Genomic DNA, 15613 nt, shown 5'->3' with positions numbered 1-15613 from the left:
GTCAGGAAGGCTGTCGTGATGCGGCGGCCGCGTTCCGGATCCAGCTGCGGAACTCGATCGCCAGGTGCCGGCAGTGCCCCTCGATCATCGAGTCCGGGGCGATGGACGGGTAGACGACGCGCACCACCACGTCCGCGCCGGTGGCAGTGTCTCGCGCCTGGTGCAGGCAGTACGCGAAGGGTGTGCCGTCGTCCAGGCTGAGCAGGGCGTTCATCAGCGTCACCGGGTAGGTCGTGTCGCGGTACGCGGCGACCGCCGGGGGCAGTTCGCGGGCGACCGACACCTTGAACCGGGTCAGGTGGCCGCCGATCGTCTCCACCATGCCGCCCGTGTACTCCGGGGGCTCGACGTAGTGCTCGGGGTGGGCGTTGAGGAGCAGTTCCTTGTCCTGGAAACGCCCGGTGGCGGCCTGCGACCGGAACCAGGCAGCCAGGTCGCTGCCGCTGAGTCCGCGCACGGTGAACTCGGCGTGCGATCCGCGGTGGGCGCCGTTCGAAGCCTCGATCAGCTCCTTGTGGAAGCGATCGCCGGCCGCTATCTGCCCGGCGAGGGCGTCCATCATCGTGTGGGCGCCGAGGGTGGACTTCAGGTTCTTCAGAGCCCGCCGTGCGGCTTCCAGCTCCCACCGGTCCAGGGTCGACTCGTCGAACGTCCGACCCATGGTGTGCACCTCGACTGTCACGGAGTCGGACGGGCGCGCGTCGGTACGGCTACTCATGGTGTCTCCTCCATTGCATGACGGACAAAGCAGTAGATACCGCCTTTGCAGGCACGCGCTCTGCTTGCCCGGGGCAGTGACACCACCGTAAGATGCACACATGCATCTTGCAAGGCCGGAGTCCGGTCCCAGCCGCCGACGGCACGGTGCCGCCCTGGAGGCGGCGCTGCTCGACGCCGCGTGGGACGAATTGACGGAGCGCGGGTACGCGGCGCTCACCTTCGCCGCGGTCGCGCAGCGCGCCGGCACCTCTCGCCCGGTCGTCAACCGTCACTGGCCCTCCAAGGAGGCCCTCGTACGCGACGCCATCAGCCGGGCCAGCGACCGGTTCTCACTCGTCGATCCCGACACCGGTTCCCTGCGCGACGACACCGTGGCGCTGCTCGAACAGCTCAATGAGGCGTTCACGATGTTCGCCGCGGTCATGACCGCACAACTGGCCGCCTATTACGAGGAAACGGGCACGACACCCGCCGAACTCCGCGCGTCGGTGGTCGATCGGAGATGGTCACTGATCGAGTCCGTGACGCGCCGCGCTGCCGCCCGGGGAGAGGTCGACGGCGCGAAACTCACCCCGCGCATCGCGCGGTTGCCCTACGACCTGCTCCGGCACGAGGTGCTCATGAACCTGAAGCCGATGTCCTCCTCGGACATCCAGGAGGTCGTCGACACCATCTTCCTCCCCCTGATCACCTGACCCCCTCCGGGAACGCTCCGCTGCCCACGCCGGCCGGCGTGGACCGGCCGCAAGCCGCCGGAACACGCGCCGATCCGCCGGCGCACGCCCGCGCCGACGCCGATGGCCCCGCAGCCCGGACTGCGAGGCCCACTACGGGATGGCGCCCGCCCCGCCGCGGCAGGAAAGAATGAGTCCCGCATCCACCCGTCAGCCTGGAGGGCTTTCCGTCCGGGCCTCGTACTCAGAGGATTCCTCCTTGACTCACCACCGGACAGCAACCCTGATCCTGGCGCTCTCGGGGCTGATGCTCTCAGCATGTGCCTCGGGCTCGCCCGCCCGCCCGGAGGCAGGCCGGCAGGTGGTCCTCGACCGGCTGGCCGGAGCCGACAGCGCCCCCTACTCGGCTTCGATGGAAGCCATCACGCAGTCCGGCTCCGAACGGCTGCAACTCATGGTCGGACGGATCAACCTCAACGCGCCGTTGACGGGACGCGCGACGGACAAGACCGAGCAGTACACCGAAGACGTCGTGATCACCCGGCAGAGGGTGTACCGGCGTGCCGGCGGCTCCCACGGTAAGTGGCGGCAGTTCCCTCCGTCGGCTGCCAAGGGCGGTATTCCCACGGACCGGCTCCCGCAGTACGTGCGTCTCATACTCGATCACAACGGCTCCGTGCACCAAGGCGGCGAAAGCTTCCGTGTGTCGGCCCGTCTCACCCCGAGAGACATCGAATCGGTCGACAGGGCCGTCGGGCGCAATCTGCGCCCCGCCACCGCGATCAACTCCGAGGTATGGATCGACAAGAAGGGCCGAGTCGTACGCGTACGCCAGGTCATTCACTTCGCGTCCGACCCGGACATGCAGAACACGCTCACACTCACCGACTTCAAGAGTGCCGTTCCGGTGAGCGCCCCCGCCGCGAGCTGAGCGTCATGGAGGGCAGCCCGGCGCCGATCAGTGGGGCTGTGTCGAGCCGGTTCAGCCGGCGGTGGTCGGGCGCAGTGGTCATGGTGGGCTCCTCGCCGGTGCGGAGCAGGTGGCCCGGCCCACGACGAAGCCCCGGGGCACCTGCCCCGGGGCTTCGGGTGAGGCGGCCTCAGACGTCCGTGTAGGACTGCGGGGGGTCGTACACGTGCGGGACACGGATGGGTGTCACGATCGCGATGCGTGTGTTGCTCTGCTCGTGGGTGTTGACGGTGATCCGGTCGGGGTCGGCCTCCCGGGAGACGAGGAAGTCGCGTATCGCCGCCCCACGCATCTGGGCCAGCCCCCTCAGCGGCACCCGCCCGCTCTTGGCGTGGGCGTCGATCGTCAGCCGCTGTCCGGAGGTCGCCGCTGCCTTGGCGACCTTCTCCAGGGTGTTGCGTGAGGGCGTGGTGAGATCGGCGGAGCGTTCTGCCGCCCGGCAGTTCGGGGTTGTGGATGGTCTGGGTGGTCAGACCTTCGCCGGCCTTCGGCCGGGCGTGCTTGTTGACGCCGATGTGGTGGGCGCTCTTGCGCAGGCGCCGGTCGCCCTGGCGCACTCCCGTGCCGTAGGTGTCCCCCGGCGGCGCGACCACGTCGCCCTGGACCGTCTCGGCCGCTTCCATCGGTGTCATCGGCGCCTCGGGGCCGGATGCCATGGCCTTGGCCAGGCGGGGAGCGCCCACCACGCCCTGCGGGCCGATGCAGGCGCCGGCCGCCGTGCCGTCGGGCGCCCGGAAGACGGCGTTGTTCAGCGGCCCGAGGATCCGCTCCGCCACCTCGACGCACTGGTGCTCGGTCAGGTGCAGATAGGTGCTCGCGGGGTCGGCATGGCGCTCGGGCATGGTCGGCCGTACCACCAGGAGGCTCTCGCCCCGGCTGTTCTTGATCTCGTGGCCGCCCTTGAGCAGCTTCAACTTGCTGCCGGCCCGCTCCAGTCGGGCGTTCGCCTTGCCGATGACCTCGGGAAGGGCGTAGAACTCCTTGGCCTGTACGCCGTCCAGGACGTTGACGGCGATGCTGCCGTCCTCGGAGCAGGCGAGGACGGGGAGGAGCAGGTGGGGTTTGTCGGGCAGTGCGGTGGTGATCAGGACGGCGCCGGCGCTGCTGTTGTTCATGCCGCACGCGAGCGTGAGGGACGACGCCGTGGACGGGTCCAGTCTCAGCAGGCGCGCGGCGCCGCGGCCGAGGGTGAAGGACAGCAGGCAGACCAGCGTCGCCACGGTCAGCGCGGCGGCGAACAGCAGCGGGCGCGGACCGGCCAGGAAGGAGCCGAGGGCGCCGCTGGCGTTGACGTAGGTGAGGAGGAGTGAGCCGGCCAGGGCGACCGGCACGATGAGCCCCTGGACGTGGCCGAGCCAGGGTGCGGGCAGGGCCGGCCGGAACAGGATGCCGGCGGCGCAGGGCAGGACCACGTCGACGAGCGCGAATCCGCCTTGGGTGGTGTGTCCGGCTCTGGTGAGGGTGTCCGCGTAGCCGCCGCTGAGCAGGGGCAGCAGGGCGTGGACGACCAGTGGGACGGTGAGGGGACTCAGGAGGGTCGAGGCGAGGACGAGCCCGACCATGGTGGGCTGGTCGCCGTCGCCCTTGCCGGTCCAGACGGTGGCTCCCGCCGCGACGGGCATCGCCACGATGAGGATCATCGCGGTGACCAGCCCGCTGCCGCCGTCGGTGTCGGGCGTCCGGCGCAGCAGGAAGGCGACCGCGGGGATGACGAGCAGGGGGATCGACAGGTGCAGAAGGAGCCCGGCCAGCAGGGCTCTCGGCCGGCGCAGCAGACCTGCCAGCGCGCGTAACGGCACCTGGAGCCCGGCGGAGAAGAGCACCAGGGCCAGCAGGAGCCGCACGGTGGAGACGGGCAGCGAGCTCGCCGCGCCGAGCGGCAGCGCATGGGTTCGGCGCAGCCACAGCCCCGGGCCGGGCAGGAGCAGGGCGGCGGTGTAGGCCAGGGCCACCGCGCGGCCGAGCCGGTGTCGCAGCCAGGTCGTGGCCCGCTCGGTCAGCGGCGGCGGGGCGGCGGTCCCGGTGCGCATGGAGGCCTTCTTCCGTCGTCGCGTGGGTCGTCGGTCGTGCGTGCGTGCCGTGCGTCGTGCATGTCGTCCGCCAGGGGGGCGGGGAGGGGAAAGGGCGCATGTATGCGGGGGGCCACAGGGGTTCTCATGTGCTCATGCTCCCGCCGCGGGCCGGGTGGGGCGGGCGGTGCCGCGCGGGCGGTCAGGATGCGTTCAGGTGTCCGGTGGCAGGGTCGCTGTCCATGACGTACGAGACATCCGAAACGTCCGCGAAGCCGCAGGCCGGGGCGGCTGCCGCCGCAGTGGGGAACCGCCCGGGCCGGAACAAGGTGCCCGAGGTCACCGGCTGCTTCTGGATCATCAAGGTGCTGTGCACCACGGTCGGCGAGACCGCGGCCGACCTGCTGAACGAGAAGGCCGGCCTCGGCCTGACCGGTGTGTCCGTGCTGATGAGCGCGCTGCTGGCCGTGGCGCTGGTGGTGCAGTTCCGTACGAGCGCCTACCGGCCCGGTGTCTACTGGTCGGCCGTGGCCCTGATCAGCGTCGTGGGCACCCTGATCAGTGACAACCTCACCGACAACATGGGGGTGCCGCTGGAGACGAGTACGACGGTGTTCGCGGTGGTCCTCGCGGTGGTGTTCGTCCTCTGGTACCGGCGTGAGCGGACGCTGTCCATCCACCACATCGACACCACCTCCCGCGAGTCCTTCTACTGGCTGGCGGTGCTGTTCACCTTCGCCCTGGGCACCGCCGCGGGTGACCTGGTGTCCGAGCGCATGGACCTCGGGTACTGGCTGTCGGCCGTCCTGTTCGCGGCTGCCATCGCCGCGGTGGCCCTCGCGCACTTCGCCCTCGGCCTGAACGCGGTGTGGAGCTTCTGGATCGCCTACGTCCTCACCCGGCCGCTGGGCGCGTCGATCGGCGACTACCTCTCCCAGCCGACGGCGGACGGCGGCGTCGGCCTGGGCACCGTGGTGACCAGCGGGCTGTTCCTCGCGGTCATCCTCGCTCTGGTCGTGTACCTGAGCGTGACGCGCAAGGACGTCGCCGGACCGGAGCGGGTCCCTCGACACGCTGAGTGACCTGCTGATCGCGGTGTGTTCAGGATGTGTTCAGGCTTTCTGTGCCACGGTCGGTGATCGCGGCCGCCGCGGACGGCCGGTTCATCTCCCAGGGCGCTCGTCCCGCTTGCGGGGCGAGCGCCCTGTCGTTCGACCGGACAGGAGTCGTTGAGTTGGAGAAATCGGAGGTCCTCACCGGCCTCGACGTGGCGGGTACGTCGAGTACGGCCAAGTCGGTGATGAAGAAGCTGCCCGAGGTCACCCTGGCGTTCTGGATCATGAAGATCGCGGCGACGACCCTGGGCGAGACGGCGGGCGACCTCTTCGCGCAGACGCTGAAGGTGGGTTACTTCCTCACCACGATCGCGCTGTTCCTGGTCTTCGTGGTGACGCTGGTGGTCCAGCTGCGGTCCAGCCGCTACAACCCGTTCTTCTACTGGACCGTGATCCTGTCGACCAGCATGGCCGGCACCACGATGTCCGACTTCATGAACCGCGACGCCGGCGCCGCGTACCTTTCGAACGGTGCCACGAAGCTGGGCTGGGGCCCGCAGGGCCTGGGCCTCGGCTATCCCGCCGGAGCGGCCGTCCTCCTCTCGGTCCTCCTGGCGATCTTCCTGGTCTGGAAGGTGAGCGGGATGACGTTCCGGATCCGCGACATCGTCACCTTCAGGGGCGAGGCACTGTTCTGGTCGGCGATCCTCGTGTCCAACACGCTCGGCACCTCCATGGGTGACTTCCTCTCCGACAGCTCCGGACTCGGGTACGCCGGCGGGGCGCTGCTCGTGACCGGGGGGCTCGCCGTGCTCGCCGCGCTGATGAAGGTGCCCGCGGTGCCGAACGTGCTGCTGTTCTGGATCGCCTTCGTCCTCACCCGGCCGCTCGGTGCCACCGCGGGCGACTTCCTCACCAAGCCGGTCGCCAAGGGCGGCCTCGATCTCGGCACCGCGGGGTCGTCCGCCGTCCTGCTCGCCGTCCTGTTCGGTCTGATGGCCTACGCCCAGGTGCGCGAGCGCCGGAGCACCGGCCGGCCGGCGGGGGCGGAAGGGGCGGGACCGGTCACCCGGCGGGCAGGCTGACCGTGAACCTGGCTCCGGGCGCGTGCCCGGGGTCGTAGGACACCTCCCCGCCGGCGGCGCGGGCCAGGCGTCGCGCGAGCGGCAGTCCGAGGCCCGCGCCGTCGTGCCCGTCGGCGCGGTCGGCCCGCCGGCCGGGCTGGAACAGCTCGTCCGCGAACGCCTCGGGCACCCCCGGCCCGTCGTCCACGACGTCGATCCGGACGGCGCCGGGGGCGCGGCGCGCGGACACGGTCACGTGTGAGCGGGCGTAGCGGGCGGCGTTGGCGAGCAGGGGGCTGAGGATGCGTTCGAGGAGGGCGGGGGCGACTCCGGCCTCCAGCACAGGTGCTTCCGTCTCCACCGCGGTCTTCACGTCGTCGGGTGTGCCGAGGTGGTGGAGGAGGCGGTCCACCAGGGGGACGACATCGGTAGCGCCGGCGGCTGTGACCGGGTCGCGTCCGTTCTCGCGCGCCTCGTTCAGGAGGGTGTCGCAGATGAGGCGCATGGACTGGGCGGCGTCGGCGATCGCCCGGTGGGCGGCGTGCGTCTCGGCGTCCGTGCGGGGGCGGCCTCGCCACCAGTCGAGTTCCATGATGATCCGGGTGAGCGGGGTGCGCAGTTCGTGCGACAGCTCGCCCGTCAGTTGCTGTTCGTGGCGGAGTACGGTGCGGATGCGGTCCAGGAGCTGGTCCAGCGACGTTCCCAGGCGGGCCAGTTCGGCGGGGTGGTCCTCGGTGCCGAAGCGCTCGGCGGAGGCTATGGCGCTCCACCGGGTGGCCTGGTCGGTCATCGTCCGCACGGGGCGCAGGGCCCGGCCGACGGACAGGCGGGTGAGCACGTAGGTGCAGCCGAGCATCACGGCGTCGAGGATCAGCGATCCGATGAGCAGCGTGCCGGCCGAGCTGCGGTACGGCGCGAGGTCCAGGGCCGCGACGACGGTCGCGGGGTGCCGCCCGCCGGGTACGGGTTGGGAGCAGACCCGGACGGGCGGGTGACCGGGCGCCTGGACGGTCGTGCAGGCGTGCCGGTGCCGTGCGGCCAGCCGGCCGGCGGCCCGGGCCAGGGGGCTGCCGCCCGCGGTCGAGGGCGGCTTCTCCAGCAGGCGTGTGCCGGCGTAGATCCACACGTTGGTGTCGAGGAGGCGGTCGTTGACGGTTTCCAGCACGCGGACCCGGTCACCGCCGGTGTCGACGGTCGTGGCCACCGCTGCCGCCCGGGCGCGCAGTTCGTCGTCCGCCTGGTGCCGCAGGTGGCGGTCCATGACGGCGTTGAACACCACGGTCAGGACCGTCATGAGCAGGGCGGCGGTGGTCAGCGCCACGAGGGCGAGCCGACCGCGCAGGGTGCGCGGGGCGAGCCGGCGCAGGAGGCGCGGGGAGCGGTTCACGACAGGCGGTGTCCGATCCCCCGGGCCGTGCTGATCGTGCGGCCGCCGGCCGCGTCGCGGAGCTTGCGGCGCAGGCGGCTCAGGTACTGGTCCAGGGTGTTGTCGCTGACCTGCGCGCCCTCGGGCCAGCCGGCCCGCACCAGGTCGCGGCGGCGCACGAGCGTGCCGTCCGCGGCGACGAGCGTGGCCAGCAGCCGGAATTCGGTGGGCGACAGCGGGAAGCGGGCCCCGTGCACGGTCATGGTGTGGTCCACCGCGTCCAGGAGCAGGTCACCGGCCGAGGTCACCGCGGCGCCGGCGGTCCGCCTGATGACGGCTCGCAGCCGGGCGGCGAGTTCGGCGAGGTGGAAGGGCTTGGGCAGGTAGTCGTCGCCCCCGGCGGAGAAGCCGGAGAGCCGGTCGGTGAGCCGGTGCCGGGCGGTCAGGAAGATCACGGGGGCGGGGAAACCGTTGGCGCGCATCGCCTGGCACACGTCCCGGCCGTCCGCGTCGGGCAGGCCGACGTCCATCACGGCCGCCGCGATGTCGGCGGCGGCCAGCCGCAGGGCGGTGGCGCCGTCGGCGGCGAGAACGGGCTCGAAGTCCTCGTCGAGCAGTCCCCGGCGCAGCACGTCCCGCAGGGCGTGGTCGTCCTCGACGACCAGGATCTTGGGGCGCATGCTCCTCCGTAGGCCTTCCCGGCACCCGTGAGTGATCGACTACAGCTGAGTAGACGGTCTACTTCACTGTAGACGACCGGTCGGGGCCGGAGGCCGGGGAGCGGTGCCGCGCCACGGTCGCGTCGCGGTGACAGGGGGCACGCGGGCCGTGCCCGTGCGCGGGACCAGGAGGACACCGCCCCTCGCCAGGGCGGCACGGGCAGGGGCGGTCTCCGCGAGAGTGCCGTCGAGGGCGCTCCGGCCCGCCCGGGCCGTGCGGCCGAGGGCGCAGGGCGGAGGCGGACAACCGCCGGAACCTCGCCGACCGTCGCGCCGGAGCGCTCCGGTTACGCACCGGCGCACATGACGGATCGTCAGGTCACTGTCCCGGTGGTGCTCCTGGTTCCGGCAGTACTCCTGTTTGTGGTGGTGCTCCTGTTTGCGGTGGTGCTCCTGGTTCCGGTGGTACTCCTGTTTGCGGTGGTGCTCCTGGTTCGGTGGGTCCCGCCGGTCGCCCGCGGTCGGGAACGCTCCACCCGGCAGGTCGCGGGTCCGGCGGCCCGGGGCGGCGACGGGCGGGACCCGCGACAAGGCAGCCGGATCACTCGCCTGCGGAGGCGACCAGCGCTCGCACCTTCTCCACGTCGCCGCACCTGTCCTCCAGGTACTTCGCGCGGGCCGCCCGGAAGGCCTCGCCGAGCTGGGCCCGGCGGTCGTCGGCGACGTTCTCGCGGGCGTCGTTGAGCAGGGTCCGCTCCTCCTCGTCCGCGTGGTGGTTGACCGCGGTGACGAGGTCCTCCAACTTCTCGTCCCACTCCTCGGAGCCGGTGTCCTCGACCTCCAGGAGGGCGAGGAGGGCCTCGTTCGCCTCGTGGTGCTCGTGCACACTGTGATCGACGTCGTCGCCCTCCACGTTCTTGTAGCGCCGCAGTGCCGGATAGACCTCGTCCTCCTCGGCCGAGGCGTGGGCGATGAGGAGCTGGGCGAACTCCCCGAGGGCGGCGGCCCGGTCGGCCTCGGCGTTGCGCATGGTGCGGAAGAGATCCTCCATGCGGCGGTGGTCCTGCAGGATGAGCTCGACGACGTCCGTGGACGGCACAGTGACTCCTCACTCCTCGGTGACAACGGTCCGCCCTCGCGGCTACCCCGGTTTCGGCAGCCGAGACGCGGCCGTCGCGCGCACCGCCGGAAGACCGAGCCGGTGGGAGACCGGCCGACCCGCCGGGAGACCGGCCCGGCCGGCGACCGCCCGTGCTGCGGCGGGCGGGTGTCCGCCTCGCCGGCCGGGGCACCCGTAGAGCATCAGGACCCCGCCGGCCGGGCGGGGAACCCTCGTGACCGGCCCGAGGGGGCTCCCTCGCTCTCTCGCTCCCTCGGGACGGTGACGCCGATGACCATTCAGGCGGTTGTATGACAGCGCATCAGAACCGGCATCTCTCACGGTCCTCGGCCTTGACGGCCGCGCTCCTCCGCTCGGCCCAGGTGGCCTACCTCGTCTTCCTGGTGCTCTCCGTCGCCCTCCTGGCTTCCGCCGTCGCCACGGGGGCCGGGGTGCGCACCGTGCTGGGCCTCGCGGTCCAGACCACGCTGTGGGCGGCGCTGCTGCTGGCGGCTCCCACGGAGCCACGGCGGTGAACACTCGTCGGACCCGGCCGGGGAGGTCGCAGTCCGGCTCCCGGTAGCTCGCGGAGCGGTCCGGTAGTTCGTGAACCGTTCCGGTGGTTCACGAACCGCTCCGGTGGTTCACGAACCGCTCCGGTAGGTCATGAACCAGTGGGTGTCGAAGTAGCGGGCCATCGTGAACCGGTGGTGCGGATCGACGAGGATGCGGCAGACGAACTCGGCGGCCTGGCAGTCGAAGGGGACGTCCTCGCCGTCGAAGGACCGGACGACGACGGGCCAGCGGTCGGGGTCGTCGCCGTCGACCCTCCAGCAGTACAGGTCCTCGTGCTCCGTGCCCGCCCAGATGAGCAGCCCCTCCTCCCTGAGGTGTGTCCACGGCTCCTGGTTCAGGTCCAGGTATCCGTCGAAGGCGCCCACGCCGAACGTCTCGACCATCCGCTTGTAGTCACGCGGGAGCGCGGTCCCCAGGCGCGACTCCACCTGCGCCCAGTTCACGTCCGGCCGCTGGGCGGGATGCGTCCAGCCGGTGATCCGTACGAGCCGCTCCGTCCAGTCGACGTCCTGCTCCCCGCCCGCGTCCGAAGCGATCACCGCGGGTCCCGGCACCTCCCTGCGGGCGACCGCCAGAACCGGCCGTTCGACCCCTTGGGCGTCCCGCGCCGTACCCGTGCCGACCCACTGGTCCCCGTACGCCCACGCCCGTATCCTCACGGCCCGGTCCCGGAAGGGGACGAGGAGGGCTGCGCCCCTGGACTCGTCGGCCGTCGGGTCGGTGAAACCGTCGAGGACGAGGGTGCGCGGGGCGCCGTACCTGTCGGCGAGCAGGTCGGTCAGAGCCTGCGGGTCCAGGTCACCGGGCAGGTACGTCCAGCCGTCCTCGGGGCCGAGCCGGGCCAGCAGGTCGTCGACGGTCGCTTGCGTGAGTTCCATGGCGGACAGTGAAGCGCACCGCACTGACAACGGACGTGCGGGACCGCGGCCGGGCCGTGAAAGGTACGTGGCCGGTGCGGGCGCCGTCGGATTGAGGTGCGGGCGCCGGGGCACGTGCTCCTCCACACGTCGGCCGCTCCGGCGGCCCTTCGGCACGGCGAGGGAGAACGGGACGAGGATGAGTGAGGGACTGCGACCGACGCGAGGGCGGACGGCTGGACCCGGCGGCCGGGACACCGCACGCACCCCGCCCCTGCGGCCCGGCGGCTACGACCCGGCCGACTACACCGCGACCGTGGTGCGCAGCGCCCGGGAGGTGGGTGTCTCGCCGGTGCTGCTGATGGCCGTGCTCCACAACGAGGCGTACAAACCGCACCATCCGCTGCTCGAACGGGTCTGGCAGTGGTGGAAGCGGGACGCCTCGTTCGGTGTCGCCAACATGCACCGGGCGACGTTCGAGAGGGTGCGGCGGGCGCACGCGCTGACGGGACGCTGGCAGGACCTGCGCGACGATCCGGCGTTCGCCGTCCAGGTGGCGGCCCTGCACCTGAAGGACCTCGACCGCGTTCTGCCCGAGCGGTGCGCGCGCCGCTACCGCCGGGACGAACTCCTCGCCCTCGGCTACAACGCGGGGGAACGCAACATGCGGGCTTTCGCCCGGGGCGTGCCGCCGGGCCCGATGGCACGGTCCTACCTCCGCCGCCTGAGGGCCCACTGGCCCCGGGCCGCCAGGGCGGTGGCGCAAGAGGACGGTTCACGCGACTCCGCCGGAAGTACGGCGGAGCGGTGACCGGCCGATCCGGACGCGCGCCCTCTCCCGGGCGGCCCGGACGGCTCGGTTCCGACCAACTCGGCTCCGGTCAGTCCCGCCGGATGGTGAAGACCTGGTCGAGCCCGACGATCGTCAGGATGCGCAGGGTGTTGGAGGGGACGCCGCTCAGCACGACGTCGGCCCCGGCGGTCTGGGCGTGCTGGCGGGCGGCGAGGAGGGCGGTGATGCCGGTGGAGTCGCAGAACTCCAGCCCGGACAGGTCGATCACCAGGCACTGCTCCGCGCCCAGAACGAGGCCGCCGACCTGTTCCCGCAGGGCGGCTGCCTGGGCGTAGTCGAGTTCGCCCGCCACGTGCAGGACGGGGCCGGTGGGGGTGTCGCTTCGAGTGATGTTCAGCGGGCTCATCGCAGGTGATTCGTTGCCGGGCGGGTGGGAAGGGGGCGCGGCGGGACGCCGAGTGCCAGGAGCGCGGTGTCGTCGTCGAGGCCGTCACCGAAATTGTCCAGCAGCTCGCCCAGGGCGGCGATCGTCTCGCGCGGTGTCGCGGGCGCGAGGCCGCCGGCGAAGGCGTGCAGGGCGTCTTCACCGTACAGGTCGTCCCGGGCGGGGCCGGTGCGCGCCTCGGTGAGGCCGTCCGTGTAGAGCAGGAGGGTGTCACCGGGGGCGAGGGTGGTCTCGGCCGTGCCGACCGGGGCGGTGGGCAGGACACCGACGAGCAGTCCACCGGGGGTGGGCAGGTACTCGGCGTGGCCGTCGGCGCGCAGGACGAGGGCCGAGGGGTGGCCCCCGGAGGCGAGGCGCACGGTCATGTGTCCGGGTTCGTCGCCGGGTTCGACGAGGCCGTGGACCACCGTGCAGTAGCGGGGGTCTCCGCCGGCGGCGTACCGCTCATAGAGCACGGTGTTCAGCGTGGTCAGTGCGGCGGCGGGCTCCGGGTCGTGCAGCGCCGCGGCCCGCAGGGTGTAGCGGGTCAGGGAGGTCAGGGCCGCCGCTTCGGGGCCCTTGCCGCACACGTCGCCGAGGAAGAACGCCCAGCGTTTCCCGTCGATCTGGAAGAGGTCGTAGAAGTCGCCGCCGAGGCGGTGCGGCGAGGCGGTGTGGTAGTACACGGACGTCTCCAGCCCGGGCACCGCGGGCAGGGAGTCGGGCAGCAGCGACCTCTGCAGCACGGCCAGCGCGTGGGCCAGCCTCGCCCGGTCGGCCTCGGCCTCCCGGCGGGCCGCTTCGGCCTCCACGCGTGCCTCTTCTTCCTCCGCGCGCGCCTTCTCGGCTTCCGCCCGGGCCCTTTCCGCTTCCGCCCGGGCCCTTTCGGCGTCCTGGCGGCGGCGCAGCAGTTCCTCCTCGTAGGCGCGCCGGTCGGAGGCGTCGAGGACCGTGGTGCGGATCAGCAACGGCTCGCCTTCGCCGCCGTACTTGATCTGGGAGGAGACCAGGACCGGCAGGCGGCCGCCGTCGGCGGTCTTCATCTCCAGGGCGATGCCGCGCAGTTCGCCCTGCATCCGCAGCAGGGGCGCGAAGTGCGTCTCGTGGTACAGCCTGCCGCCCACGCTGAGCAGGTCGGTGAAGTGCCGTCGCCCGACCAGGTCCGCGCGGTCGAGGCCGAGCCAGTCCAGCAGCGTGGTGTTGATCCGGGCGATCGTGCCGTCCATCATCGTGGAGAGGTAGCCGCAGGGCGCCGTCTCGTACAGGTCCTCGGCGCTGTCCTCCAGCAGCGCGGTGAAGGCGGCGACGGTGACGCTGTCGCCCGTATCCGGGGGGTCAGGCTGCTCGCCCGTGCGGCACATCACAGCAGCTCCCTCAGGAAGTCCAGGATCGCTTCCGAGGTGGCCTCCGGGGCGCTCAGCTGGGGGCAGTGTCCGGTGGCGTCCAGCGTGACCAGGCGGGAGCCGGGGACCGCGGCGTGCACGAAGGCGCCGACCTCGCGGGGCGCGATGACGTCCTGGGAGCACTCCAGCACCAGCGTCGGCACGTCCACGCCCTTCAGGTCCTCACGGCTGTCGGACAGGAAGGTGGTGCGGGCGAAGACCCGGGCGATGTCGGGGTCGGTGGCGCAGAAGCTGTTGGTCAGCTCCCGTCCCAGCTCGGGGCGGTCCGGATTGCCCATGATCACGGGCGCCATGGCGGAGGACCAGCCCAGGTAGTTCGCCTCCAGGGAGGCGAGCAGTTCGTCGATGTCGTCCGCCGTGAAGCCGCCGCGATAGCCGGCGTCGTCGATGTAGCAGGGTGACGGGGTCACCATCACCAGCGCTCCGATCCGCTCCGGGGCCGCCTGTGCCGCCAGCACGCCGATCATGGCGCTGACCGAGTGCCCGACGAACACCGCCCGCTCCAGGCCCAGTTCCTGACAGACCTCCACCACGTCGCGGGCGTAGCCGTGCAGCGAGGAGTACCGCTCCGGGCTCCACGCCGACAGGTCCGAACCACCGGACCCCACGTAGTCGAACAGCACCACCCGGTGCCGCTCGGCCAGTGCGGGCACGATCGAGCGCCACATGTTCTGATCGCAGCCGAACCCGTGCGCCAGCACCACGACCGGCCCGTCGAGGGGGCCCGTGACCGTCACATTGTTCCTGCGGCAGATGTCCATGCCGGTCATCCTCGCATCCGGCCCGACGGGCCCCGCGGGCGGTTCACGATCGCTCCCCATCGCGGCCGTGCACCGCCGCGATGGGGAGCGGGGGGTGTGGACGCGTCGTCCGGGGGTACAAGTGCGGCGGCGTCGGCCGTCCGGAGCGCAGGAGCAGCCGGACCGATCACGGGAGGGGAATCGACATCATGGGGCCCATGAGCGCAACGCACGCGACGTGCGCGACGGCAGCGGACTCGCGGACTGACGGGGTGGACGCCCGGACGGCCCGGCTGCCGGAGATCGCCGATCCCTCGCGGGTGGCGCCCAAGGACGCGCGGGAGCTCTCCCGGCTGTTCTTCGAGCAGTTGGCGGTGCGGGAAGAGGGCACGCCCGAGTACAGCTACGCCCGCAACACGCTGATCGAGATGAACATGTCCCTGGTCCGGTACGCGGCCGGACGCTTCCGCAGCCGGGGGCCGGAGGAGCGGGAGGACATCGTCCAGGTCGGCATGATCGGCCTGATCAAGGCGATCGACCGGTTCGAGCTGTCCCGGGAGGCGGAGTTCACGTCCTTCGCCATCCCCTACATCGTCGGCGAGATCAAGCGGTTCTTCCGGGACACCACGTGGGCCGTGCACGTCCCGCGGCGGCTGCAGGAGGCCCGTGTCCAGCTCGCCCGTGCCACCGAGGAGTTGCACAGCCGCCTGGGCCGCAACCCCACGGTGCGGGAACTGGCGGAGCTGATGAGTCTGTCCGAGGACGAGGTGCGTGAGGCACGCCTGGCGGCCAACGGCTACAACTCCTCGTCCCTGGACGCCGGTCTCAACGGCGGCGAGGACGACGAGTCCGTGCTCCAGGACTTCATCGGCACCGAGGACACCGCCCTGGAACTGGTGGAGGACTTCCACGCCCTCGCTCCCCTGATCGCCCAACTCGGCGAGCGGGACCGGCAGCTCCTTCACATGCGGTTCGTGGAGGAGTGCACCCAGGCGCAGATCGGCGAACGCCTGGGGGTCTCCCAGATGCACGTCTCCAGACTGCTCTCGCGCTGCCTGGCCCGGCTCCGGGCGGGCATGCTCGCCACCGGCTGACACGAGCCGTCCGCACCTGCCGGATGCCCGCCGCTGCCGTGGCGGGCATCCGCCGTGCCCGGCGCCACCCCCGAAGAAGACGGGGCAGATCGCACACAGTGGGGGCAACC

The 15613-nt window shown here is 71.7% G+C and carries 16 protein-coding genes and 1 pseudogene; 7 read left to right on the top strand and 10 right to left on the bottom strand.

The genetic code is table 11. The annotated features are described in order from the left end of the window. Window position 1: 1 nt before the first annotated feature. Window positions 2-718, bottom strand: a complete 717-nt coding sequence (locus AB0G56_RS17155) for a hypothetical protein (protein WP_360969863.1) — start codon at window positions 716-718, stop codon at window positions 2-4. A gap of 100 nt (window positions 719-818) precedes the next feature. Here AB0G56_RS17155 and AB0G56_RS17150 point away from each other — a divergent pair, with 100 nt between their 5' ends. Next, the gene (locus AB0G56_RS17150; protein ID WP_360969861.1) at window positions 819-1415 is read left to right on the top strand and encodes a TetR/AcrR family transcriptional regulator; all 597 of its coding nucleotides are present in this window, start codon (window positions 819-821) and stop codon (window positions 1413-1415) included. A 238-nt stretch (window positions 1416-1653) separates the two neighbouring features. Then, on the top strand, window positions 1654-2325 hold the full coding sequence (locus AB0G56_RS17145) for a hypothetical protein (protein WP_360969859.1): 672 nt from the start codon (window positions 1654-1656) through the stop codon (window positions 2323-2325). Between the two features lie 169 nt (window positions 2326-2494). On the opposite strand, the gene AB0G56_RS17140 is transcribed toward AB0G56_RS17145, so the two are convergent. Beyond that, window positions 2495-2755: a hypothetical protein gene (locus tag AB0G56_RS17140; RefSeq protein WP_360970083.1), complete on the bottom strand. Its 261-nt coding sequence runs from the start codon at window positions 2753-2755 to the stop codon at window positions 2495-2497. 934 nt (window positions 2756-3689) lie between these two features. Continuing rightward, window positions 3690-4394: pseudogene (locus AB0G56_RS17135) on the bottom strand (bile acid:sodium symporter); the annotation flags it as partial. Window positions 4395-4615: 221 nt separating this feature from the next. On the opposite strand from AB0G56_RS17135, the gene AB0G56_RS17130 reads away from it, so the two are divergent. Both AB0G56_RS17130 and AB0G56_RS17125 read left to right on the top strand, forming a co-directional pair. Then, entirely contained in the window at window positions 4616-5455 is an 840-nt protein-coding gene (locus tag AB0G56_RS17130) for a hypothetical protein (RefSeq protein WP_360969857.1), read from the top strand. A 152-nt stretch (window positions 5456-5607) separates the two neighbouring features. After that, on the top strand, window positions 5608-6513 hold the full coding sequence (locus AB0G56_RS17125) for a hypothetical protein (protein ID WP_360969855.1): 906 nt from the start codon (window positions 5608-5610) through the stop codon (window positions 6511-6513). On the opposite strand, the gene AB0G56_RS17120 is transcribed toward AB0G56_RS17125, so the two are convergent. The 3 genes from AB0G56_RS17120 to AB0G56_RS17110 all read right to left on the bottom strand — a co-directional run bounded on the left by AB0G56_RS17120 (window position 6494) and on the right by AB0G56_RS17110 (window position 9616). Next, the gene (locus AB0G56_RS17120; RefSeq protein WP_360969853.1) at window positions 6494-7879 is read right to left on the bottom strand and encodes a HAMP domain-containing sensor histidine kinase; all 1386 of its coding nucleotides are present in this window, start codon (window positions 7877-7879) and stop codon (window positions 6494-6496) included. The two genes, AB0G56_RS17125 and AB0G56_RS17120, sit on opposite strands and share 20 nt — an antisense overlap. Further along, window positions 7876-8538: a response regulator transcription factor gene (locus AB0G56_RS17115; RefSeq protein ID WP_360969851.1), complete on the bottom strand. Its 663-nt coding sequence runs from the start codon at window positions 8536-8538 to the stop codon at window positions 7876-7878. Before AB0G56_RS17115 ends, AB0G56_RS17120 begins: the two co-directional genes overlap by 4 nt. A 580-nt stretch (window positions 8539-9118) precedes the next feature. Then, window positions 9119-9616, bottom strand: a complete 498-nt coding sequence (locus AB0G56_RS17110) for a hemerythrin domain-containing protein (protein WP_360969849.1) — start codon at window positions 9614-9616, stop codon at window positions 9119-9121. Between the two features lie 353 nt (window positions 9617-9969). Between AB0G56_RS17110 and AB0G56_RS17105 the strand changes: the two genes are divergently transcribed. Next, window positions 9970-10152, top strand: a complete 183-nt coding sequence (locus AB0G56_RS17105) for a hypothetical protein (RefSeq protein WP_360969848.1) — start codon at window positions 9970-9972, stop codon at window positions 10150-10152. A gap of 108 nt (window positions 10153-10260) precedes the next feature. Here AB0G56_RS17105 and AB0G56_RS17100 read toward each other — a convergent pair whose 3' ends face one another. Continuing rightward, window positions 10261-11070, bottom strand: coding sequence for a hypothetical protein (locus tag AB0G56_RS17100; RefSeq protein WP_360969846.1), 810 nt, complete (start codon window positions 11068-11070; stop codon window positions 10261-10263). Between the two features lie 178 nt (window positions 11071-11248). Between AB0G56_RS17100 and AB0G56_RS17095 the strand changes: the two genes are divergently transcribed. Beyond that, a complete protein-coding gene (locus AB0G56_RS17095; RefSeq protein WP_360969844.1) occupies window positions 11249-11860 on the top strand; it encodes a lytic transglycosylase domain-containing protein in 612 nt (203 codons plus the stop codon). A 70-nt stretch (window positions 11861-11930) separates the two neighbouring features. On the opposite strand, the gene AB0G56_RS17090 is transcribed toward AB0G56_RS17095, so the two are convergent. Genes AB0G56_RS17090 through AB0G56_RS17080 form a run of 3 tightly spaced genes read right to left on the bottom strand, consistent with a single transcriptional unit; the run spans window position 11931 to window position 14430 of the window. Further along, complete coding sequence (locus tag AB0G56_RS17090; protein ID WP_360969842.1) at window positions 11931-12248, bottom strand: STAS domain-containing protein; 318 nt, start codon at window positions 12246-12248, stop codon at window positions 11931-11933. Further along, window positions 12245-13627: a SpoIIE family protein phosphatase gene (locus tag AB0G56_RS17085; RefSeq protein WP_360969840.1), complete on the bottom strand. Its 1383-nt coding sequence runs from the start codon at window positions 13625-13627 to the stop codon at window positions 12245-12247. Before AB0G56_RS17085 ends, AB0G56_RS17090 begins: the two co-directional genes overlap by 4 nt. Continuing rightward, window positions 13627-14430, bottom strand: a complete 804-nt coding sequence (locus AB0G56_RS17080) for an alpha/beta hydrolase (RefSeq protein ID WP_360969838.1) — start codon at window positions 14428-14430, stop codon at window positions 13627-13629. The genes AB0G56_RS17085 and AB0G56_RS17080 overlap by 1 nt, the downstream gene beginning before the upstream one ends. Window positions 14431-14618: 188 nt before the next feature. On the opposite strand from AB0G56_RS17080, the gene AB0G56_RS17075 reads away from it, so the two are divergent. Beyond that, a complete protein-coding gene (locus tag AB0G56_RS17075; protein ID WP_360969836.1) occupies window positions 14619-15503 on the top strand; it encodes an RNA polymerase sigma factor SigF in 885 nt (294 codons plus the stop codon). The last annotated feature ends 110 nt before the right edge of the window (window positions 15504-15613 follow it).

This window comes from Streptomyces sp. NPDC021356, assembly GCF_040641015.1.
In the GTDB taxonomy this organism is placed as follows: domain Bacteria; phylum Actinomycetota; class Actinomycetes; order Streptomycetales; family Streptomycetaceae; genus Streptomyces.
The sequence above is the reverse complement of the archived record's forward strand: the minus strand, read 5'-3'. Positions and strand labels throughout refer to the sequence as shown.

What these genes read in the sequence shown, in the direction of transcription:
- AB0G56_RS17155 (WP_360969863.1), bottom strand. Translation starts at nt 718, where the DNA reads ATGAGTAGCCGTACCGACGCGCGCCCGTCCGACTCCGTGACAGTCGAG.
- AB0G56_RS17150 (WP_360969861.1), top strand. Translation starts at nt 819, where the DNA reads ATGCATCTTGCAAGGCCGGAGTCCGGTCCCAGCCGCCGACGGCACGGT.
- AB0G56_RS17130 (WP_360969857.1), top strand. Translation starts at nt 4,616, where the DNA reads ATGACGTACGAGACATCCGAAACGTCCGCGAAGCCGCAGGCCGGGGCG.
- AB0G56_RS17115 (WP_360969851.1), bottom strand. Translation starts at nt 8,538, where the DNA reads ATGCGCCCCAAGATCCTGGTCGTCGAGGACGACCACGCCCTGCGGGAC.
- AB0G56_RS17100 (WP_360969846.1), bottom strand. Translation starts at nt 11,070, where the DNA reads ATGGAACTCACGCAAGCGACCGTCGACGACCTGCTGGCCCGGCTCGGC.
- AB0G56_RS17095 (WP_360969844.1), top strand. Translation starts at nt 11,249, where the DNA reads ATGAGTGAGGGACTGCGACCGACGCGAGGGCGGACGGCTGGACCCGGC.
- AB0G56_RS17090 (WP_360969842.1), bottom strand. Translation starts at nt 12,248, where the DNA reads ATGAGCCCGCTGAACATCACTCGAAGCGACACCCCCACCGGCCCCGTC.
- AB0G56_RS17085 (WP_360969840.1), bottom strand. Translation starts at nt 13,627, where the DNA reads ATGTGCCGCACGGGCGAGCAGCCTGACCCCCCGGATACGGGCGACAGC.
- AB0G56_RS17080 (WP_360969838.1), bottom strand. Translation starts at nt 14,430, where the DNA reads ATGGACATCTGCCGCAGGAACAATGTGACGGTCACGGGCCCCCTCGAC.
- AB0G56_RS17075 (WP_360969836.1), top strand. Translation starts at nt 14,619, where the DNA reads ATGGGGCCCATGAGCGCAACGCACGCGACGTGCGCGACGGCAGCGGAC.